This is a genomic window from Ignavibacteriales bacterium, assembly GCA_016700155.1.
Lineage (GTDB): Bacteria > Bacteroidota > Ignavibacteria > Ignavibacteriales > Ignavibacteriaceae.
In genome coordinates, this window is the sequence record CP065001.1 from 3,687,835 (window position 1) to 3,711,611 (window position 23,777).

At 37.2% G+C, this 23,777-nt stretch carries 12 protein-coding genes; 9 read left to right on the plus strand and 3 right to left on the minus strand.

Going from position 1 to position 23,777, the window contains the following annotated elements; translation table 11 throughout:
• Positions 1-29 precede the first annotated feature (29 nt).
• Entirely contained in the window at positions 30-1,694 is a 1,665-nt protein-coding gene (locus IPM56_15340; protein ID QQS35601.1) for a dihydrolipoyllysine-residue acetyltransferase, read from the minus strand.
• Between the two features lie 193 nt (positions 1,695-1,887).
• Positions 1,888-4,563 (minus strand): pyruvate dehydrogenase (acetyl-transferring), homodimeric type, encoded by a 2,676-nt coding sequence (gene aceE, locus IPM56_15345; GenBank protein ID QQS35602.1) that lies wholly within the window; start codon positions 4,561-4,563, stop codon positions 1,888-1,890.
• A gap of 362 nt (positions 4,564-4,925) precedes the next feature.
• Between aceE and IPM56_15350 the strand changes: the two genes are divergently transcribed.
• From IPM56_15350 to IPM56_15360, 3 genes are all read left to right on the plus strand, one after another.
• Positions 4,926-7,361: a T9SS type A sorting domain-containing protein gene (locus IPM56_15350; GenBank protein ID QQS35603.1), complete on the plus strand. Its 2,436-nt coding sequence runs from the start codon at positions 4,926-4,928 to the stop codon at positions 7,359-7,361.
• Between the two features lie 81 nt (positions 7,362-7,442).
• Positions 7,443-10,484 (plus strand): T9SS type A sorting domain-containing protein, encoded by a 3,042-nt coding sequence (locus tag IPM56_15355; GenBank protein ID QQS35604.1) that lies wholly within the window; start codon positions 7,443-7,445, stop codon positions 10,482-10,484.
• A 1,628-nt stretch (positions 10,485-12,112) separates the two neighbouring features.
• The gene (locus IPM56_15360) at positions 12,113-12,490 is read left to right on the plus strand and encodes a T9SS type A sorting domain-containing protein (protein ID QQS38331.1); all 378 of its coding nucleotides are present in this window, start codon (positions 12,113-12,115) and stop codon (positions 12,488-12,490) included.
• Between the two features lie 5 nt (positions 12,491-12,495).
• On the opposite strand, the gene IPM56_15365 is transcribed toward IPM56_15360, so the two are convergent.
• On the minus strand, positions 12,496-14,805 hold the full coding sequence (locus IPM56_15365) for a hypothetical protein (GenBank protein ID QQS35605.1): 2,310 nt from the start codon (positions 14,803-14,805) through the stop codon (positions 12,496-12,498).
• 342 nt (positions 14,806-15,147) lie between these two features.
• On the opposite strand from IPM56_15365, the gene IPM56_15370 reads away from it, so the two are divergent.
• The 6 genes from IPM56_15370 (at position 15,148) to IPM56_15395 (ending at position 23,670) form a co-directional block, all read left to right on the plus strand.
• Positions 15,148-15,960, plus strand: a complete 813-nt coding sequence (locus IPM56_15370; GenBank protein QQS35606.1) for a T9SS type A sorting domain-containing protein — start codon at positions 15,148-15,150, stop codon at positions 15,958-15,960.
• A gap of 28 nt (positions 15,961-15,988) precedes the next feature.
• A complete protein-coding gene (locus IPM56_15375; GenBank protein QQS35607.1) occupies positions 15,989-16,702 on the plus strand; it encodes a hypothetical protein in 714 nt (237 codons plus the stop codon).
• A gap of 6 nt (positions 16,703-16,708) precedes the next feature.
• A complete protein-coding gene (locus IPM56_15380) occupies positions 16,709-18,058 on the plus strand; it encodes a TlpA family protein disulfide reductase (GenBank protein ID QQS35608.1) in 1,350 nt (449 codons plus the stop codon).
• 150 nt (positions 18,059-18,208) lie between these two features.
• Complete coding sequence (locus IPM56_15385; protein QQS35609.1) at positions 18,209-19,993, plus strand: T9SS type A sorting domain-containing protein; 1,785 nt, start codon at positions 18,209-18,211, stop codon at positions 19,991-19,993.
• Positions 19,994-21,378: 1,385 nt separating this feature from the next.
• A complete protein-coding gene (locus IPM56_15390; GenBank protein ID QQS38332.1) occupies positions 21,379-22,026 on the plus strand; it encodes a T9SS type A sorting domain-containing protein in 648 nt (215 codons plus the stop codon).
• A gap of 39 nt (positions 22,027-22,065) precedes the next feature.
• Entirely contained in the window at positions 22,066-23,670 is a 1,605-nt protein-coding gene (locus tag IPM56_15395) for a T9SS type A sorting domain-containing protein (GenBank protein ID QQS35610.1), read from the plus strand.
• Positions 23,671-23,777: the final 107 nt, after the last annotated feature.

A 23,777-nucleotide genomic window follows, 5' to 3' on the forward strand; every position in this document is an offset into this window, starting at 1 on the left:
TTAATCTTTATCTTATTCTTACTCTTAGTTTACAAGAGCAGCTTCATCGGCTCTTCAAGCGCTTCAACAACCCATCGTAAAAATCTTGCCGCGTCTGCACCATCGATAATCCTGTGATCATAAGACAAAGACAAAGGCAGCATTAATCTTGCGTCGAATTTATTATCGCGGTAAACGGGTTCCATTTTTCCTCTCGATACACCAAGTATCGCTACTTCCGGTGCGTTAACAATTGGAGTGAAAGATGTTCCGCCTATCCCGCCAAGATTAGTAATTGTAAAACATCCGCCCTGCATTTCTTCGATAGATATTTTTCTGGTGCGTGCTTTTTCTGCAAGTTGAGTCATCTCAACGGAAAGTTCAATAAGATTTTTCTGATTAACATTTTTTACAACGGGAACGATCAATCCGTGTTCAGTATCAACTGCAATTCCGACATTAAAATAATTTTTATAAATGACTTCCTGCTTTTCCATATCAATGCTGGAATTGAACTGAGGAAATTCCTTTAAAGCGGCACCAATAACTTTTAAGAGAACAGAAGTCATTGTAAGTTTTCCGCCTGCTTTTTCCGCTTTGGGATTGAAAGCAACGCGAGCCTTTTCAAGCAACGTAATGTCTGCTTTATCAAACTGTGTAACGTGGGGAATTGTCGCCCATGCGTAACTTAAATGTTCAGCAGTTTTTGCACGGATTTTACTGAATGGTTTCCGATCAACATTTCCATACTTGGTAAAGTCAGGTAACGGTTCCTGTTTAAATCCGAATGAACCGCCGGATGCTCTTTCTTCATTGAGTTTTTTAACATACGATTTAACATCGTCCATTGAGATTCTGCCGGAAGGACCTGAGCCGGGAACTTTGTTTATATCGATTCCAAGTTCGCGCGCAATTCTTCTTACTGATGGCGCTGCTGGTGCAGAGCCTCTTTGTATCGGGGGCTGTTCATCAAGTTCTGATGCTGCAACTTTTTCTCTTTCACCTTTTGATGAATCTGTTGTTGAAACTGGTTCAAACTTTTGCTCTTCTTCTTTTGCTGCAGGTTTTGGTTTGTCTTCTTTCTGTTCAGCCTTTACAGTAGTGCCCTGTGTCACTTCAACTTTAATAATAGTCTGACCGACTTTAGCTTTGTCGCCGGCTTTTATCAAAACTTCTTTAACTGTTCCTTCAAGTGATGATGGCACTTCTATTGTTGCTTTGTCGGTTTCAATTTCAAGTATTCCCTGGTCTTTTGAAAGTGAGTCGCCGACTTTGACAAGAATATTTAGCACATCTGCTGATTCAATATTTTCTCCAAGGTCAGGAAGTTTAAATTCAACTATTTCTGTTTTACCGGGAACGACTTTGGTTTCAGGTTGGCTGGTTGTTTTTGCTTCAGCAATTTTTTTTGATTCAGGTTTTGATTCTTTAACTTGGCGTTGTGGTGGTTCGGTCTTTGTTTCTTTTTGTGAACCGTTTGATGACTCAACGCTGATCAAAACCTGTCCGACTTTTACTTTGTCGCCGGCCTTTACTTTTACTGATTTTATTGTTCCTTCAACAGTTGAGGGAACTTCTATAGTTGCTTTGTCGGTTTCAATCTCAATAACCGATTGATCTTTTTTTATTACATCACCTTCTTTGACAAGAACATTAAGTATGTCGGCACTTTCAATGTTTTCACCAAGTTCGGGTAGTTTGAAATCTGTTGTCATTTTTTAGATCCTGATTTTCATTACTTCTTAAATTGTAAACGTCAGTCTTCGATTGCATTGCCACTCAGACTGTCAATTGTTATCACACTGATTATTGTCACCTTGAACTTGTTTCAAGGTCTTACATCATACAAAAACATAACGGAGATTCCGAACCAAGTTCGGAATGACATTGCTTTTATACTCTGCTGTTTTACGAAATCATCGGGTTAAGTTTATCCGGATTTATTCCAAGCTGTTTAATCGCACCTTCAACTACCGTCTGTTTTATCTTTCCTTCTTTGAACAACGCATTCAATGTTGCAAGCACAATATGTTTTGCATCGACTTCAAAAAAGTCACGGAGTTCTTTTCTTCCTTCACTTCGTCCGAATCCATCTGTACCCAGGGATGTTAGTGACCCCGGGAACCATTTGGAAACAGAATCCGGCAATGCTTTGACATAATCAGAAGCAGCGACAAAAACACCTTCTTCGTGTTTTAACATTTTTGAAATGTAAGGTACTTTTTGTTTTTCAGTCGGGTGCAGAAGATTCCATCTTTCAGCATCAAGAGCATCGCGTCTTAACTCCTTATAGCTTGTAACACTCCACACATCTGCCGATACTTTATAATCATCTTCAAGAATCTGCTGAGCTTTAATTACTTCATTAAGTATTGTACCGCTTCCGAATAACTGTGCTTTAAGTTTTGCATTCTTCTTTTCAGAAGAGATGAGTTTATACATACCTTTAACAATACCTTCCTTTGCACCTTCGGGCATTGGAGGCATCGGGTAATTTTCATTCATCAATGTGATGTAGTAAAAAATATTTTCCTGTTCTTCATACATTCTCCTGATACCATCACGAATAATAACTGCAAGTTCAAATGCATACGCAGGATCATACGCTACAAGATTCGGAACAGGATATGCGAGAAGATGACTGTGTCCATCCTGGTGCTGAAGCCCTTCGCCGTTAAGAGTTGTTCTTCCTGCTGTACCGCCGAGCAAAAATCCTTTTGCGCCAATATCGCCTGCAGCCCATGCAAGATCACCGACTCTCTGCAAACCAAACATTGAATAATAGATGAAGAACGGTATCATATTTATTCCGTGAGTTAAGTAAGCGGTACCCGCAGCAATAAATGATGACATCGATCCCGCTTCAGTAATTCCTTCTTCGAGTATCTGTCCGTTCTTTGCTTCTTTGTAATAAAGAAGTGAGTCTGCATCAACGGGTTCATAAAGCTGACCAACGTGTGAATAAATTCCAATTTGTCTGAATAGTGCTTCCATTCCGAAAGTTCGTGCTTCATCAGGAACGATAGGAACGATCAGCTTTCCTATTTCTTTATCCTTTAAAAGCTTGGCGAGTATTCTTACAAACACCATTGTTGAAGAAACTTCTCTTCCTTCCGTTCCTTTGTAAAACTCTTCAAACAGTTCTTCAGGTGGAGTTTTGATAGGTCGAATATCTGTTCTTCTTGACGGAACTGAACCACCGAGATTTTTTCTTCTTTCTTTTAAGTAGATCATTTCAGTGCTGTCTTCTGCAGGTCTGAAGAATGGTGCACTTGAAATATCATCATCAGAAATTGCGATACCGAAACGGCTTCTGAACTCGCGCATTTCTTCTTCATTTAATTTTTTCTGTTGATGTGTAATGTTTTTTCCCTCGCCGCTTTCACCAAGTCCGTAACCCTTAATTGTCTTTGCAAGAATTACTGTCGGTCTTCCTTTATGTTCAACAGCAGCTTTGTATGCGGCAAAAACTTTTTCGGGATCGTGTCCACCGCGTTTCATTTTTCTTAACTGCTCGTCAGACATATTCTCTACCATCATTAACAGATCTTCATCAACCCCAAAAAAATGTTCGCGGACATAAGCACCGCTTTCAACAGAATATTTCTGATACTGTCCGTCAACAACTTCACCCATACGTTTTACAAGTTTGCCTTCAACATCGTTATCAAGAAGCGGATCCCAATCACTTCCCCAAATTAATTTTATAACGTTCCATCCTGCGCCGCGAAATGCTGCTTCAAGCTCCTGAATAATTTTTCCGTTACCGCGAACAGGTCCGTCAAGTCTCTGCAAATTACAGTTGATAACAAAGATAAGATTATCAAGTTGTTCACGCGAAGCAAGAGTGAGCGCGCCTAATGCTTCCGGTTCATCTGTTTCTCCATCACCGAGAAATGCCCAGACTTTACTTCCGTTTTTATTTCTAAGTCCGCGGTCTTCTAAGTAACGATTAAAACGAGCCTGGTAAATTGCCATGATTGGTCCAAGCCCCATTGACACTGTCGGAAACTCCCAGAAGTTAGGCATTAACCATGGATGTGGATAAGATGAAAGTCCGCCGTTAGGTTTTAATTCTCTGCGGAAATTTTCAAGTTGTTCAACAGATAATCTTCCTTCAAGAAAAGCTCTTGCATAAATGCCCGGCGAAGCATGTCCCTGGAAATAAATCTGGTCTCCGTCATAATCATCTCCTTTACCTTTGAAGAAATGGTTAAAACCTATTTCATATAACGTTGCTGCTGATGCGTAAGTAGAAATATGTCCGCCTATTCCGTTCTCGAGTTTGTTAGCTTTAACAACCATCGCCATTGCGTTCCAGCGGATAAGACTTTTAATCCTTCTTTCAATTTCACGATCACCGGGAAACGGCGGCTGCTTTTCTCTTGTAATTGTGTTGATGTAAGGAGTGTTTGCTGTAAACGGAATTGCAACTCCGGCTTTGTGCGCGCGTATCTGAAGCTGCTGTAAAAGTTCTTTAACTCTTTCGGGTCCGCCGTGTTCAAGTACATAATCAAGTGAATAGAGCCATTCACGGGTTTCAATTTCTTCTGTTAGTGGATCGAGTCTGTTATTATCGCTCATAAAAAGAATCCTTTATCAATAATTCTGGATTAAATCATAATCGTGTTAAATGAAAAACCTCCCGGCTAACAATAATTGCTAATGAATTTTAGTGCGGGATTATTATTCAAATTGGAGTGAAAAAATAAAGTAATTGTAACTGATATACAAGAAACGGAACAATAATTGAAGAATAGATAACATAATATTCATTTGCGCCTTACAATATGAAGTATAAAGCAGATAGTCAGAAAAAAGCTGTAAAAAGTTTTGGCAGATACCGTGTTCGCGGTAAAAATAACGGAAAAAAGTTCTCTTAAAGATCAAAAGCAGGATGATTATTCCGATAATAAAATAATAAGAAAAATTATTACGGGGTCTTTATGAAAGCGGGTTTGCTCAAGTCACTGTTCATTAGTCTGATAATGTTTTCATTACAAACATTCGGGCAAAATCCTGAATGGATAAACTATACTGACGGCAACTTAATATTCTCAACTGTTGAAGATGATGATTACTACTGGGCTGCAACCTATGGCGGGTTATCCAGAGTTTCAAAAACAAACGGTGAAATTTTTGTTTTTACAAAAGCTAATTCAGACTTGCCTGATAATTATATCTATTGCATGACTCAGGATTCAAATGGTATTAAGTGGCTTGGCACTTATAGTAGCGGAATAATAAAATTTGATGGCAATAGTTTTACAACATATAATTCATCTAATACGCTCCTGCCGGATAATAAGATAAATTCAATCGCTGTTGATCACCAAGATAATTTATGGGCAGGCACAGATAGCGGGCTGGTTAAATATGACGGCGTTAACTGGACTTTATACGATTTTCAAAATTTAAACTATACAGATATAGATGTAGGGGCTTTATTTGTTGATGACACCGGTGATTTATGGGTCTCAACTCAGGAACTTTTGAGATTTAATGGTACAACCTGGACTGAGTATCTGGATCAGATATGGCCAATTTATTCAATTGACCAGGGACCAGATGGTACAATATGGTTTGGCGGAAACGATCTAAAAAAGTTTGACGGAATTAATTGGACCACAGTTACAGGTTTTCCTGATGATCAGATAATGAGTCTCTCGGTTGATGTAAACAATGTTTTATGGGTAGGAACGGCTTTCAAAGGACTCGCAAGCTTCAACGGAACAAACTGGTTTGTTTACAATAAGAGTAATACTCCGTTTAGGGAGCCATGGATTATGCACGTAAGGGTAAATAATTCCAACGATAAAATAATAGGGACACAAAAAGGGCTGTATAAATTTAATAACATCAGTTGGTCTGAAATTGAAACTTCAAATTCATCACTGCCAAGTAACTACATTGAAAGGATTTCTATTTCTCCAAATGGAAAAATATGGATGAGCGGAATACATGGGCTATGTTCTTTTGATAATGAAGAATGGCAAAGTTATCCGGAGTTAAATACTGATTCAGCATGGACTGAAATCCAAAGTTTGAAAGTTAGTGCAGATAACATGGTATGGATAGGAACTTACCACCAAGGATTGATAAAATTTGATGGAATAAATCAAACCATATTTAATACATCAAATTCTCCTATTCCAAGTAACTGGATTTCATCAATCGAGATTGATGCTATGCAGATTATGTGGATAGGAACCGGTAATGGTCTTGTAAAATATGATGGCATCAATTGGACAGTATACAATACTGGCAACTCCGGATTACCTGGAAATGGAATCAGCACAATTACAATTGACAGTGAAGGTAAAAAATGGATAGGAACAAATGGTGTTGCAGTATTTAATGATTCAACCTGGATAGTTTACGATACGACGAACTCCGGACTCCCATCAAATACGATTACAGCAATTGATATCGACTCAACAGGCATTGCCTGGATAGCAACTCATGATGATGGGCTTGCCGTTCTAACTGGAACTACTTGGACACTATATAACACTTTAAATTCGATACTCCCGACCATCTGGATTGAAGATGTTACCATAGACTTGAATAATCAAGTTTGGATCGGCTGTAGCGATTTATATTATCCATATGACAGAGGAGGCTTAGTACGGTATGATGGAAACCAATGGGAATTATTAAATACAAACAATTCAGAACTTCCCGGAAACTATTTAAAAGCAATTGAGATTGACCAGTTTAACAACAAATGGATTGCTATGTTAGATGGCGGAGTTTCAGTCTTCAATGAAAACGGTATCACTCTTCCAGTCGAACTGATTTCCTTCACAGCAGAGGTTCTTAACAATACAGTAAATCTAAAATGGTCAACTGCTTCTGAACTTAACAACAGAGGGTTTGAGGTAGAACGCAAGCAAGTCGCCAGTCATCAGTCTTCAGTAAACAATTCAGAGTGGAATACAATCGGGTTTGTTGATGGAAGTGGTACTCAATCACAAACACATAATTATAATTTTATTGATTCAAGTGTAACTTCAGGCAGGTATTCTTACAGACTTAAACAAATTGATTTTAACGGCACCTATAACTATTCAAATGTAGTGGAAGTTGATTTATCATTACCTCTTACATTTTCTTTAGAACAAAACTTCCCAAACCCGTTTAACCCAACAACTAAAATTCGCTACACCGTAGGGGACGCATATTATGCGTCCCCTACGCGCGTGCTTCTGCGCATTTATAATATACTCGGTAGTGAAGTTGCAACTTTAGTAAACGAAGTAAAACCCGCAGGAAGTTATGAAATTGAGTTCGATGCTTCACAACTGGCTAGCGGTGTGTATTTCTATTCACTCACTGCCGGTGATTTCAAAATGACTAAGAAGATGGTGATGCTCAAGTGATAATTCACTTGAGCAGAAGTCCCGATTTACGGGAGTGTTGGTGAAATAAAAAAGTTTAATAAAAAAATCATAGGTAAGAAGATGGAGTCCACTAAATACTTTTCATTCAATAAAATGATTTTATTGAATGTACTTTTCGTTTTATCCTTTGTGATATCCAGCAGTACGTTTGCTCAATCACAAAGACCCATTAAGCCGATAACTGAAAACACATCATCTTTCTACGAAGTACAAAGTTCAATGAATGATTACTGGCTTTCAAAAAATGCTGTTGATGGTTTTGTAAATGTAAATGGTTCACGCAGCAAAATGCCCGGATGGAAATTATATAAACGATGGGAATATTTCTGGGAACAAAGAGTAAATCAAAGCTCAGGTGAATTCCCTTCAACTAATTCTGTAATTGAATATGAAAAATATTTACAGAGTAATAATCATCTTAATAAAACAATGTATGATGAAAGCTGGACTAACCTGGGAACAAATTCTTCAACGGGAGGATATGCAGGCATTGGAAGAATAAACTGTATAGCTTTTCATCCGACTGATGTAAATACATTTTGGGTTGGTAGTCCATCCGGCGGAATATGGAGAACAACTAACGGCGGAACAAGCTGGACAATTTTAAATGACAATCAGCTTGTACTTGGTGTAAGCGATATTGTTATTCCAGGTGATTACGCAACATCGAACACAATCTACATTGCAACAGGCGACCGTGACGGCGGAAGTATGTGGTCACTAAGCGGCGGACAAAATGCTGATAACGTCAGCATCGGTGTTTTAAAATCTACTGACGGCGGAACAACATGGAGTACAACGGGACTTTCTTATACAAAAAATTTGGGGAAGATCATCTATAGGTTATTAATTCATCCCTCAAACAATTCAATACTCTTTGCTTCAACTTCAGATGGAATTTATAAATCAACAAACGGAGGTACTGACTGGGTTTCTAAATCACTTAACCGATGGATAGATATGGAATTTAAACCCGGCGATCCGACAGTAATCTACGCATCAAGTTATGGTTATACTTCAACATATATTAACAGGTCAACTGATAGCGGCGAGAACTGGTCATTTTCTTCAATCGCAACTGACGGCAGACGGGGTGAAATAGCCGTTACTCCTGCTGATCCATCAGTTGTTTATTTATTATCTGCGAATAGCGGTGGTGGAGTTTACGGCGTTTATAAATCCACAAATAGCGGGGCGAGTTTTACAGTTGTCAATGCAGGTTCACCCGCAGGAATGTTAGGATATTACACAGATGGTTCAGGAGGCAGCGGCGGTCAAGGTTCTTATGACTGGTGTATCGCAGTTTCACCAACTAATGCAAACACTGTTTTTATTGGAGGTATCACAACATGGAAATCAACAAACGGCGGAACAACATTTACAGCAAACACAAATTGGACATCCTACTCGGGATATAACATATCAGGTGTCCCGGTCACACATGCAGATAAACATTGCCTTGTATATCAAAACTCTTCCGTTCTGTTTGAAGGAAATGACGGCGGTATTTATAAGACTACAAATGGCGGAATTTCGTGGATTGATCTATCTGATGGATTGATCATTAGCCAGATTTACAGGATTGGTGTTTCGCAGACAAGCCAGACAACTGTGTTAACGGGTTTACAGGATAACGGAACAAAATTGTACAACTCCGGTTGGACTGACGTTAAAGGCGGAGATGGAATGGAATGTATTGTAGATCCTACCAACTCAAATTATATGTATGCAACTTATGTTCGGGGTCAGATTACGAGAAGCATAAATGGTTTTACCAACTGGGTAACCGAAGTTGATATTTCTGCAAACATACCCGGCGGTCAACCCCAAGGTGCATGGGTAACGCCGTATGTTATGGATAAGAATAGCAGTACAACATTGTTTGCAGGTTATGACAGGATCTGGAAAACAACCAACCGTGGTGATAGCTGGACAAGCGCATCACAGGTTTTAAGTTCTTCTGATAAACTTCGTTCACTTGCAATCGCGCCTTCAAACTCAAATGTACTTTACACTGCTGACAGAACTAACATGTGGAAAACTACAAACGGTGGTTCAACCAACTGGACAGCAGTTACAATTCCAACCACATCACTTTATGTTACATACATTGCAGTAAAAGAAGATGATCCTAACACAGTCTGGATAACCTACGGTGGTTATTCTGATGGTATAAAAGTTTATGAATCGACAAACGGAGGAACAAGCTGGACGAACATTTCAACAGGATTACCAAATCTTCCAGTTATGTGTATCGTACACTACAAAGCGGCGACAAACAGAAATGTATTGTTTGTCGGAACTGATGTAGGTGTTTATGTAAAAGACGGTTCGAATAACTGGGCATCATTCAACAACGGTTTGCCTAATGTTGTCGTAACAGAACTTGATATTTATTATGGTGGTGTCACAAACAAACTTCGCGCAGGCACTTATGGTCGCGGATTATGGGAAACAAACATTGATGCAACATTGCCTGTTGAACTTTCATCTTTCACTGCAACAATAAATAATAATTTTGTGGTGTTGAACTGGACTACAAAAACAGAGACAAACAATTTTGGATTTGAAGTGGAGAGGACGTCAAACGTGAAAGGTCAAATGTCAAATGAATTGCAGTCTATTGGATTTGTGAATGGCAGTGGTAACAGCAATTCACCTGTCAGTTATGTTTATGAAGATAAGAGCGTTAGCTCAGGAAAATATTCTTACAGACTAAAACAAATCGATAATGATGGACAGTATTCATACTCAAATATTGTTGAAGTTGATGTTTCTGTTCCAAACAAATTTTCACTTGAACAAAACTATCCTAACCCATTTAACCCAACTACAAAAATAAAATTCACCATTCCTCAAGCAACGTATCCCCTCTCGGGAGGGGGAAGGGGTGGGTTAGTGACTTTAAAAGTATATGATGTACTCGGAAATGAAGTTGCATCACTTGTCAATGAATACAAAACTGCAGCCAGCTATGAAATTGAGTTTGATGCAAGCAATCTTTCAAGCGGTGTTTACTATTATCAACTTAAAGCTGGTGATCCTTCATCAAACTCAGGACAGAGTTTTATTCAAACGAAGAAAATGATACTGATAAAGTAATTTTTTATTTTTGAAGTAAATTTATTAATCAGTTAATCATTAGAATCACTGATTCTGATGATTAAATTTTATTCTTATAAATACTGAAACTTCAGAGGCATTCTGTGAAAGCAATAATCACTTCCGTTTTATTATTAAGCATTTCAGTTATGATCAACTCTCAAACAGAACTTCCGGAAGAAACCTCTATCTTATTCAGCGGTTCAGGGAATTGTTTATTATGTCACAATAGTAATGGCAGCGCAATGACCTGGAATGGAATTGATGTTTCCCCGATTACTTATTGGCGTTCAACAATGATGGGTAATGCCAGCAAAGATCCATTATGGAGAGCAATGGTCGTTGAAGAGGTGAATAATTTTCCCCAGCATCAGGAATTAATCGAAAGTACATGCCTCAAATGTCATTCACCTATGGGTTATACCGAGGCGATTTATAATGGACAGAGTGGATACTCGATGGCTGAATTAAAACAAGACCCGCTTGCAAATGACGGAGTTAGCTGTACAGTATGCCATCAAATAAAACCAGATAACTTTGGAACGCAGCAGTCTTACTCTGGTAATTATATCATAGAGGCCGACAGCATTTTATACGGACCTTATGAAAATTCGGATACTACTCTGATGTGGCAAATCATTGGCTATAAATCACGATTCAGTCCGCACATGAATCAATCTGAACTTTGCGCTACATGTCATACTTTATATACTCCGACATTGGATGAACAAGGAAATGTAATCGGAAGTTTTCCAGAACAGACTCCTTATATTGAATGGAAGAACAGTGTTTATTCAACTCAAAACATTCAATGCCAGGATTGTCATATGCCTAAGATTGATGACCCGATAAAGATTTCGGGGATGGGAAACTTTCCAGATCGAACTCCATTCTGGCGGCACACTTTTGTTGGCGGAAATGTTTATATGCAGAAACTGCTCAGAAGTAATATTGATTCACTTGGACTCACGGCTGAGCCTGAACATTTTGATTCGACTATTGCCAGAACCGAATATGGATTGAAAGAGCAATCAATAGAATTGACGACTGCGGCAAGTTTTCAGAATGATTTATTGGAAGTGAAGCTATATATCAAAAATTTAACCGGGCATAAAATTCCAACAGGAATTCCTTTCAGACGAATGTGGATTCATCTTAAGGTTGAACAAGGCATTGGCAATGTTATTTTTGAATCTGGTGCATGGGACTCTACCGGCAAAATAATTAATTATAATTCGGATTTCGAACCTCACTATGATATAATTGATTCCGAAGAAAAGGTTCAGGTTTATGAAGGAGTTTTTGTAAATAATGAACAGCAGGTAACGTATACTTTGTTGAGAGCCGCAGAATACATAAAAGACAATCGTTTACCGCCGCAGGGATTTTTAAATACTCATCCAAGTTATGATTCAACCAAAATTGTTGGTAACGCAAACGATGATACAAATTTTAACAGATCAGGGATTGATCAGGGTTCCGGAGCTGATAGTTTAACATATTTAATTCCGACTCAAAATAACTCAGAATACAGAATTACTGTCGAAGTATGTTATCAAACAGTAAAAACAGAACTGGTTGATCACATCAGACCAATCGAGAATACTGACATTAGCAGGTTTGTAAGCATGTATGATGCGCTTCCAAACATTCCGTTTATAATGAAGAAGGAAGTTCTCGATTTAGTTACAGGTGTTAACGATGAAAAACAACTTATTAATGATTTCTACCTCGAACAAAACTACCCGAATCCATTTAACCCATCAACGAAAATTAGTTGGCAGTCTCCAGTCGGCAGTTGGCAAACTTTAAAAGTATATGATGTCTTAGGAAATGAAGTCGCAACACTTGTGAATGAATACAAAACTGCAGGCAGCTATGAAGTTGAGTTTGATGCAAGTATTCTTTCAAGTGGTGTTTATTATTACCAACTAAAAGCCGGTGATCCTTCATCAAACTCAGGACAGAGTTTTATTCAGACGAGGAAGATGATATTGATTAAATAAATCTATTACTCATAATCAACTTCGCACAATACTGAATTCAGATCATTAAAAATTATTTCATCCGGTTCTGTGCCAATCGGCGGCAGCTTTACTATTGTCTCTTTTCCTTTTACTTCAATTCTCAGCCGGGCAAACTGATCATCATCTAATACAATTTTAATAGGTACATACATTTTAAAATCATCCGGCACATTTTCCTGTAAGATTTTACAAACTACAACGTACTTGCCGTCATTCTGTGCTTCAGTGGTATAGGAAAAAGTGTAGTGTGGAATTGCCGTTCCATAAATAAACTGATCAAAGAACCATTTCATATTTTCGCCGCTGTATTTGTCAACAAGTCTTTTAAAATCATTGGTAGATGCTTTTTTGCCTTTATGTGTGTTGAAGAATTCTTTCATTAGTCCTGAGAATCTATCTTCGTTCATTGTCTTAAGATCGATTAACAAATTCCTTAACATATGTAAAACCCAGGCGCCTTTTTGATAAACTATTACACTGTAGTCGCCTGCTGTTTCACTGGAACTGTTCCTTCGCCCGAGCCAGACGGGACCGGCTTCCTGCCCATCACCCAATAAGTATTTTCTGTTGCTGAATATTGTTTTCTTCCATTCATCAAGAATATCAAAATAATCTTCGTTACCGAATGCAGCCTGAATAAAATATAATGCTGAAAATTCCGAAAGACCTTCGCTTAACCACTGATCATGATAATTCTCAAAATCTACTGTTATCCCCCACCACTGATGCGCGACTTCATGCGCTCTGAATAATTCTCCCGCTCTGTCATATTCAATTCCCTGGTAGTTGTACCAGGACAAATAAATGAGTCCGGGGAAAGCCAATCCATAAAAATATGGTATCTCTGTTACGTTCACCTGGCTGATGTCTATTTTACCAAATACTGTCTGATAAAATTTCAAACTTGCCAATACATCCGAACCGATTTTTTCCTCCATATCAGAGCCTGAAAGGATTCCCTCTTTCACAAGTTCGCTTGCAATAAACCGATGAATATCAGGATTCAAATAAACATTTACTTTTGGGAGCCCCTCTTCTGTATATGTAAAAGTTTTAAATTTTCCCAGGTTAAAAGAAGCACTATGTGCCGGAATATTTGTGGTCCAGCTTGACATTGTGCTGTCCTCCGTCTGCTGATAGGATGTCCTTTCACCAATACTAACTAACGCATACTTGCTCGGGTAAATAAAATTAATTTCATAATTGGTATTTATTCTGTCATCAAGATTCGGATACCAGTTATCCGGTGAACTAATTGAGTATAATTCATCTTCGGATGAAGAGAATAATTCACCATGGTAGTGTACAGTTAAAAGCTGCTTTCCGGTTGTAGTATTCAATGGAAATTTTATCCACAGCTCAGGATTGTCTTCTGCCCTGTAAAATTCAGTTGCCCTTTCACCATTAAACTTAATCGAATCAATTTCTAATTCACTGTGTAAAAAAAGTCTTAACCATTTTGTATCGGGTTGGGCAGGCAAATAGAAAATATCACACGCGCCGGTAACTTCAAGATCATCATCAAAAGAAATATCAATTTTATATGATGATATATTAATAGGAATAAATGAATCTTCGAATTTTGTATATGGCGGATTGTTATCATCAAGACTAAAGCTGTTAATCAGGTCGCTTTCGCGGGATCTCGAAAATATTTTAGATATTTTTTTGAACAATGAAATTTCTTCTCTCTCATAAGGACTAATTTTATACAATAGTGATGGCAGTTTATCAAATTCCATATGAGCATAAAAAGTTCTTTCATTTTTCTGATCTAAAAAACTTTGCATGAAATCATTGTCAAAGTATCCCTTTTCATCGTGATAAAGGAAACTTGTAAAGTATTCCACCCGTCCTTGAACGAATTCAATTTCACCTGAATTAGTAAACTCCAGTTGAGAAAAATAATCAAGGTTGGTTGTATCAGAAAAAAATAAAAATAACTCAGTAAAAGTCTCATTCAGCTGTTTAATATTTAATACTCTTTCAAGTTGTTCCTGTTCAAACTGCGTCGGCGGTGTGTAGACAACTCTTCCTTTGCCCTTAAATAATATAGCTGCATCCTTTCCGGATACTTTAGAAAATTTATAAACATATCCCTGACGAAGATTAAATGAAATAGAATCCTTGGTGATGACAATGCCGGTTGAGGGTACACTTGCCGCACCGATGATTGAAAGGTTTTCAATATCTTTTAAGAATTTTGAATATTCGTTTTCATAAGATTGTGGTTTTATACCGGTAGTGCAGCAAATAAGATAAATGAAGATTACTAAGCGTTGGATTTTTTTCATAATAAAACCTGCCTGAACGTTTATTGATGGTCTGGACCATAGATTAATATGTGAACAATTTATCTTTTTAAAACTAAATAATTGAACTCTAATTTTAAATTTTATTTTCTTGTTAATTAAAAAAACTTCCGCGTTGTTTCCACATTACACATTGATTTTGCGGTGTTGTATGCTTGCTGCCAAGCAATAGTTTTTGACTTTAATATTAATTTGATGGAAATTATTGACAGATATTTACGCGCCTTGTTATTAACGCGGTTTTATATTTACAGAAATTTATTTTCAATGAATTTCTTATAAGGAACGAAGCGCTCTTAAAATAATAATTGTGAAAGGGGTTGTATGAAACTAATTAGTTTTTGTTTTTTCCTTTCTTCAATTCAGCTTTTCTCTCAGTCATTTCTTAATCTTCATTTTTCAGACGGTAGTTATAAATATTCAGCGATCAGTTCACTGCAAAAAATAACTGTCAATGAATCTGAAGGCTTGTTCAACTTTTATATCGATAACGACAGCATCGTTTCTGAAAACATTGCCGATATAAATAAGTTTACGATTGATCCTTTACCTTTGGGACAACCATTCCCGGTGGAACTATCATCGTTCAATATATCAGTTGTTGGTTCCAGCATTCAACTGAATTGGAGAACAGAATCTGAAACAAATAATTTCGGATTCGAAATAGAGCGAACGGTTGGCGAGACTTCAACTGCTTCCGGATGGAAGAAAATTGGATTCATTGAAGGAAGTGGCAACAGCAGCAGTCCGAGAGAATATTTATTCACTGATAGCCCCCCGCCTAATGAATATTATCATTACAGATTAAAACAGATTGATATAGATGGAAAATATTCGTACAGCAATGTTATCGGTGTTGAGTTTGGAACACCAATACAATTTGAGCTGGAACAAAATTTTCCGAACCCGTTCAACCCGGCGACGAAAATAAATTATACAATTCCGACTCGTGGATTAGTTACTCTTAAAGTATTTGACATCTTGGGTTGTGAGATTTCTATAATAGTGAATGAAAACTTGAATCCCGGTTCTTATACCTCAATATTTGATGGAAGGGCATTGCCAAGCGGGATCTATATCTGCAGATTAACTGGTAACAGCGTGACACAATCTATAAAAATGCTGTTGTTGAAATAAACTTTTGAATTATTTATTGGATAAAAAAATGAAAACATCATTTATCTTAATCGTCTTTATATTATTTACACTCCCTACTTTTGCTCAACACAAAACGCTGACACTTTATTACCCCAATGACAGTATCAATGTTGTGAGTATTACTGATCTTGATTCAATGTCATTTTTTATTTGCGGTGCAAGCAAAGTTAATTACGGAGGGAAAGACTATAACACAGTATTGATTGGTAATCAATGCTGGTTAAAAGAAAATCTCAATATAGGCACAATGTCTAGTCCAAGTAACAATGGTCAAATCGAAAAATTCTGTTACGATAATGACACTGTAAACTGCACGACGTATGGCGGTTTATATTATTGGGATGAAGCAATGCAGTATGTAACTACGGTTGGTGCCCGGGGAATATGCCCGGAAGGCTGGCATATGCCGACATATGCTGAGTTTCAAACCTTAGCAAACTTTGTAAACAATAATGGCAATGAACTTAAAAGAGAGGACCAGGGAACCGGTGCTGGTCTTGGAACTAATACAAGCGGATTCTCTGCTTTAATTGCAGGCGCCAAGCAATATGCAGGCGGGCCCTTTATTGGCATGGGTGAATTTACTAATTATTGGATGGGTGAGCCCGGTACAGGTAGTTATGCCTGTAATTTCCAAATAATTGGCAACGACACAACGATATATCTATGGAACAACGGAATAAAATCCTGGGGATTAAGTGTCAGATGTATTCGTAATTAATTATTAATGAAGAAATTTTTATTTCTTGTATTAATATTTTCAGGTTTAAATTATTCTTTTGGCCAAACCCTGAAGTTCAGCGTTGATAATCTCGATGACAGCAGCGTTGTGTTAATATCATTGTCCGGTGAAAAATTTTCTGTTATCCGGTCAATCGATACAAAAAGTAAAGGTAAATTTGAATTTGATTTAGACAATAATCATCCCGGTATTTATCGTCTTGGATTCAGTAACAATAAATCGATAGATTTTATTTATGACGATGAAGAAGTTGAGATTGAGACTGATGCTCTCAATATCCTCGGAAGTATAAAAGTAATACAATCAGAATCGAATAAAATTTATTACAACTTCATCAAACTCAATAAAGACTATAAAACAAAATCAGAACTCCTTCAGCTTATACTCGCCCGCTATCCCAGTGATGATGATTTTTATCAAACAACAAAAGAAGAACTTATCCAGATTCAGGAAGAATATTTATACTTCGTAAATTCAACAGCCCAGGCAAACCCCAATTCATTTATTGCAAGATATGTCAGATCATCACAATTGCCTGTAATTGATCCTGAAACAGAACTTGTTAAACAATTAGTTTATCTGAAATCACACGCACTTGATAATATTAATTTTTATGATGCTGAACTTATTTACTCTGATGTTTTTACGAACAAATCAATTGAGTACTTATCATACTATCGTAATCCTCAATTGCCGCTTGAACAGCTTGAGAAAGAATTTGAATCCGCCATTGACAGCATACTAAACAAAGCAAAAGTAAATGAAGTTGTTTACAAACATATAGTTGAATATTTGCTTGACGGATTTAAAAAATTCGACTTTGATAATGTGATTAACTATATAGTTGAAAACTATGTGATCAAGGATGAGCTATGTCTTGACTCACAATTAACTTCAACACTTGAAAGAAGAATTGAGCAGTCAAAATATTTTAAACCCGGAATTACAGTTCCTGACATTAATCTAAGTGATGAAGCCGGCAAGCTAATTTCATTAAAGGATATACGGGCAGATAGAACCCTGATAATATTCTACGCAAGCTGGTGCCCGCACTGTAAAGACCTGCTTCCCAAGATATATGAGTTGTATAAAAAACAGACTCACAAAAATTTTGAAGTCCTTGCTGTTTCAATTGATACTATGCAGACAGAGTGGAAAAGATTTGTTGAAACTAATAATCTTGCCTGGATAAATGTCAATGACCCTATCGGCTGGGATGGAAAATCATCAGGTGATTATAAAATCTTTGCAACACCTACTATGTTTCTTGTTGATAAAGAATTCAAATTAATTTCCAAACCAACAGAATTTGAAGAACTGACTAAGCTGCTTTAAGTATTTTAATTTTAATACTGAGTTCAACTCTTCATCCGCTTTTGTTATCTCATTAATTCTTAACATCTCTTATTGATAATTAAATAGTATATTTTTACATTGATTTAGATTCCAGCCAAATGTGTCTCAATAATTAATACGGAGGTCAATGTGAAAACTATTTTTACTTTTCTGTTCCTTTCGATGTCACTATTAGTTACTGCACAGGATGTTTCTGTCGAAAATCCAAAATTCCCACAGCCTTCTTTAAGTGATTGGGCTGCGGATAACCTGGTTCTTGATTTTGAACCTGTTGGACAAATGTATGGAGTTCAAAAAGCTGATGGAACAATTTATCTTGCAGTAAATGATACTCTATCAACAGCTAACCTTGGATTAGTAATCTTAACATCAAATAACAACGGAGAATCCTGGAGTATGTTCCCGTCAGGAATTACCTATCGGGGATACTATGATAAAATAAAATTATTAAGAAGCGGATTAGACTCTGTTTATTGCTTCTTCCAGATAGGTCCTTCAATTTATAGCTGGAATTTTCTCAGCGGTAATTTAAATCAATTTCCGTTCGTAGGTTACAGATCATTTGATGTTGTTGCATCATCAACTGGTAATTTATATATGTTTTTAGATTCACTTGCAACAAATAATATTTTACGTTACGGCTCTATAAATGGAGGCGCTAACTGGGGAGGCAGAGGTAATGTAACTTCAGCCGGCGCGAACCCGATTATGTGTATGTCTGGTACTGGTGATACATTAATTATGAACTACTATGGACCCATACTGGCTGACACATCAACATCAGTAATCCGTCAGGCAAGATACCGTGAATCAGGTGTTGGTACACTGGCTTCTGTTGCTTTTATTGATGTCGCAACTGAAACCACAAACAAGACAGAATATTTATCAGCAATGAATAATGGTGAATCCTGGTTTGTTTACACTTCAGGGCCAACAGGTGCAAGGGATATCTGGGCACGTAAAAGTATTAATAACGGATTGTCCTATGATCCAGCTGTTCAGCTTGCTGCAAATGTAAATACAGATGAATACTGGTTTGACATAAGGCACTTTAGTGATGGTGCTGGTAACGGGTTTGATTTTATTTATTACTCGGATAGTCTTCAGGCGGGTTCCGGAACTGTACAATCAGATCAGCTATTCTATTCAAGTGTTCCGTACGGTTCAGCAACATTTTCATCGGTAGAGAGAATTAATGATAACCCTATGGTTTATTCAAATAATATGTACGCACCAAAGATTATTGGCATTAATGTTCCCGTGCGCGATGTTTCAGCAGTTTACGTTGGTGAAACCGGTGCTAACAAAAAAATATATCTTGATAAACTCAGCAGAATTGTTCCCGTTGAATTAACTTCATTCAATGCTCTTGTCAGCGGAAAAAATGTTCAGCTTAAATGGACAACTGCTTCAGAGAAAAACAACAGCGGTTTTGAAGTTCAGAAAAAGGTGAACGGGACATGGAGTAAAATAGGTTTCGTTACCGGTAATGGAACTACTAGTGAAAACAAAACTTATTCATACACGGATGAAAATCTTCTGCAGGGAAAATATTCTTACAGGCTGAAACAAATTGATTATAACGGCACATATGAATATTCAGATATTGTTGAAGCAGAAGTATCAATACCAGAGGTTTATTCACTTGAGCAGAATTACCCAAATCCGTTCAATCCTGCAACCATAATCAAATATTCACTCGCAGATGAAAGTTCAGTAAAATTATTTATCTATAATTCAATTGGTGAAAAAGTTGATGAACTTGTTCACAGAACTCAATCATCAGGCAGCTATGAAATTAATTTTGATGGAGGCAATCTTTCTTCAGGTGTTTACTTCTATTCACTTGAAGCAAATTCATTAAACGGCAAAACAAATTTTAAATCTATGAAGAAGATGATACTTGTTAAATAAAGTTTAATGAATGAATAAAAAACCCCTCCTTTGCGAGGGGTTTTTTGATTTTAAAAAATTGTTGTTTCATTCATTGATTTTGGCAGGAAGAATTGTTTTATTTAGTCAGAATAAAAAAAAGTAGGGCAATGGATGAGTTAGAAAAATGGGTTCGCAGGAGATATTCCAATCTCAATTCACATCTCTTATTAATTTTTGTGGTTTTTACTTTTAGACACAAAATAAATACCTGTAAACAAAGTTTTAACAAGTTATCATTCAATAGTCAGTTATAAAAAATAGGAGGAAATATGTACAAAGTAATCATAAAAATGATGCTGTCACTCCTTCTCTCTTTTTCAGTTTTATATTCACAGGAAATTTCCACTCAAAGAGGAAGAGATTTATATCTTCAGCATTCAAGTACTGTATCCAGCTGGACGATTGTTGATTCAATACAGAGTTGTGTCGGTATGGCATTAGGCACACTAAACCCTCTAGCGTTTGATTCAGATGCCGATGCCTTAGTATTTGTTCATTTATCACATACGAATTATTCCACTTCACAGCATGATCTATGGTATAACCTTTCAACCGATGCCGGTATAACTTGGTCAAGAATTTCATCGTTGTCGGGTGGTTTCTCTGTTTCAGCAAGATATCCCAGTTGTGCCATATCCAATCCTACTGGCGGAGACATAACACAGACCCGTGGAATAGCATCATGGACTCAATACGCCGGGGGTTCACCGAGTACAGGCTATAGTTTTGCTTACCCATTAATTAATGGAACAGTTCATTCAGATACACTGCCAGGTGTAGGCTCATCGGAATGTTGCTGGACCGGTGGTGACTGGTCATTTTGGACTGGCGAATCAGATGTGGCATCAAGAATAATTTTCCGAACAACTGACTTTGTAAATATAGAAGCTATTGAAAGCCCTAACCTTAATGCGTTCGCATCTATAATATTAGGCGGCGTCACTTCAGAAAATGTAAGCTACATCGGACTAGTGGGAACTATGGACCCGGAGAACACTCTTGAACCTATTGCCAGTGGCTGGTATCCCGGATATTCAAAATCAACTGATAATGGTCTAACCTGGAGTGAAGCTGTAGTTGCGGATTTTAGAACAATCCCATCATTAAGTCAGTATGACAGGCTTTTTGATTTTATAAAAAATGATGGTGATGCCGTATCTTATTCTGCGGGTGATATTAATGTGGATGCAAATGGTTTTGTTCATCTGGTTTTTTCAGTAACGGATACGACAATAAATGCCAACACAGGAATAAATGCAATAGTTGAAGTATTTGAAACGACTAATGGCTGGGATGGCAAAATTATTTATGAAGGAATATCGGAAACTATTTTTACTGATAGAGAAGGTGTCGCCTGGGGGCAGATGGGACCTAACGGTTATTTGGCTTTTGACAAAGATCGTGAAATGATGGCATGTGTTTGGGTTACTAATAATTCATCAAGCGTCCCGGATTTGTGCGATGTTTATATTTCATATCGTGGTTTAAATTCTGAATGGTCAGAACCAATAAATCTAACCCAGACAGAAAATATGAATGAAAATGGTGCTCACCTAGCACCCGTACTCAGAAAAAATAATGATAATTCTTATACTGCTTTTGTTGGATATTTTTATGAGCTGGGATATTTTGGACCTGACCCTGACCGGTTTAATCCTGCAGGATTTTGGGTTACTCCTTTTACATTCACACCTACAAATATTTCTGTACCGATTTCTGTAGTATCAGATTATTTATTGAATCAAAACTATCCTAATCCATTTAACCCGTCAACTACGATAAAGTATGAAGTTAGCAGCAGACAGTTTGTATTACTTAAAGTCTACGATTTACTCGGGAGAGAAGTTGTAACATTGATAAACGAAGAAAAACCTGCAGGCAGTTACGAAATAGAATTTGATGCCGGTGATCTTGCAAGCGGTATTTATTATTACCAGTTGAAGGCAGGTGATCCTTCGTCAAGCTCAGGACAGAGTTTTATTCAGACTAAGAAGATGATCCTTTTAAAGTAAAGCATATTTTGTTATAGAGTTACAGCAAGGGAGGAAAAGATGAGAACACTGTTTCTGTTATTTACCTTCAGTATTTTATTTTCTATGAATATTTATCCTCAAAAAAATTTGGGTGAAGCTTCATTATTATTCCTTGATTACAAACTTCTCGATACCAGCAATGTTTATGGGGGTTTTTATAACATAGGGTTAACTGATTACCCGCATTATATAAACTGGAGATTAATAGATCCATCAATAATTACCTTCGGTTATGGATTACATGTAATCGGTAAAATAAATGATTATCCGCATCTTGCTATAGCACAATGGTCGTCTGCATATTCCCCAGGACCAATAATAAATGGACAGGCCGCAATGTTGATTCATCCGGAAGATTCTTTGAGATACCGGATATATAAAATCTCTAAAGGCGACAATGTTTCGAATCCAGATTATGCAGAGTGGCCTTCTGATTTTGGAGCGCCTGTAAACTCATTGGGTGAACCGCAGGTTTATGGGGATCAAACCTTGTGGACAGTTTATAATTCTATGGATTCCACAGTTGAGTACAGAATAAACTGGAATAACTATCGTGATTCACTTCCTGTAATGCCTCTGGAAGTTCAGCAATTGATTTATTCAAGGTCCGGCTATCAAACAGATTATGAAGATTTATTTTCGAATACTATGTTTTTCGAGTTTAAAATTCTGAATAAAGGCTCTGAGCAAATTGATTCTGCTTTTATTGGATTCTGGACAGATATTGATTTTTGTTTTGCTGGTTCAAATCCTCCCGCAGTTGATACCTCAATTCAATCAGGTTTTTGTTGGACTACCAACTTATCAACCTGCAGTATTCCACCGGCAATTGGGTATGCTATGTTATATGGACCGATTATAGAATCACAAGGCGATACTGCTCAGTTTGGTCAAACCAGAATTCCGGATTTTAAAAACAGTAGCTTGTCATCGTTTTATCCTGTTGCTCAGGATCAACACCCATACTTTGATGCATATTACACCCTAGAAGGTGCATGGAATATAGCTCGCGGATTTTACGAAAACGGTGAGACAATTGTAAATCCAATTACCAATCAGCCAACAAAATTTCCATTGGATGGTGACCCTGTTACAAACCAAGGTTGGATTTGGCAGCAGACACAAACGAATGGAGAAGCAGGTTTTTATTTGTTCACGGGTCCCTATACCCTTGCGCCTGGTGATTCACAATGGATAATGCTTGCATTGGCACCTGCGCTCGGAAGAAACAATTTAGAGAGCATTTCTCTGATGCGAAAAAAAATATTAACCCTTCGAAATCAACCATATGATTCTCTGGCGTTTGGAACAGCTTCACTGTTTATTACATCAGTTGAAGAGACACCTGTAGATAAACCAAATGATTATTTATTGTATCAAAACTACCCAAACCCGTTTAATCCAATTACAAAAATAAGTTGGCAGTCACCTATAGGCACCTGGCAAACATTAATTGTTTATGATGTACTCGGAAATGAAGTGTCAACATTGGTGAATGAATACAGAGATGCAGGAAGTTACGATGTTGAATTTGATGGTGGTGGTCTTGCAAGCGGTGTCTATTATTACCAGTTAAAAGCTGGTGACCTAATTCAGACAAAGAAGATGATTCTACTAAAGTAACAGAGGGATTAAAAAATGAAATCAAAAAATCTGTTTATAACTCTGATTTTATTCTTTTCAGGATCATTAGCTGCGCAAAATATATCATCACAATTCTCTGAATTACG

Excerpts from the sequence above, each read along its gene's own strand:
- IPM56_15390 (QQS38332.1), top strand. The coding sequence starts at position 21,379 with ATGGGACCTAACGGTTATTTGGCTTTTGACAAAGATCGTGAAATGATG.
- IPM56_15340 (QQS35601.1), bottom strand. The coding sequence starts at position 1,694 with ATGACAACAGATTTCAAACTACCCGAACTTGGTGAAAACATTGAAAGT.
- IPM56_15355 (QQS35604.1), top strand. The coding sequence starts at position 7,443 with ATGGAGTCCACTAAATACTTTTCATTCAATAAAATGATTTTATTGAAT.
- aceE (QQS35602.1), bottom strand. The coding sequence starts at position 4,563 with ATGAGCGATAATAACAGACTCGATCCACTAACAGAAGAAATTGAAACC.
- IPM56_15360 (QQS38331.1), top strand. The coding sequence starts at position 12,113 with ATGTATGATGCGCTTCCAAACATTCCGTTTATAATGAAGAAGGAAGTT.
- IPM56_15380 (QQS35608.1), top strand. The coding sequence starts at position 16,709 with ATGAAGAAATTTTTATTTCTTGTATTAATATTTTCAGGTTTAAATTAT.
- IPM56_15365 (QQS35605.1), bottom strand. The coding sequence starts at position 14,805 with ATGAAAAAAATCCAACGCTTAGTAATCTTCATTTATCTTATTTGCTGC.
- IPM56_15395 (QQS35610.1), top strand. The coding sequence starts at position 22,066 with ATGAGAACACTGTTTCTGTTATTTACCTTCAGTATTTTATTTTCTATG.
- IPM56_15350 (QQS35603.1), top strand. The coding sequence starts at position 4,926 with ATGAAAGCGGGTTTGCTCAAGTCACTGTTCATTAGTCTGATAATGTTT.
- IPM56_15375 (QQS35607.1), top strand. The coding sequence starts at position 15,989 with ATGAAAACATCATTTATCTTAATCGTCTTTATATTATTTACACTCCCT.
- IPM56_15370 (QQS35606.1), top strand. The coding sequence starts at position 15,148 with ATGAAACTAATTAGTTTTTGTTTTTTCCTTTCTTCAATTCAGCTTTTC.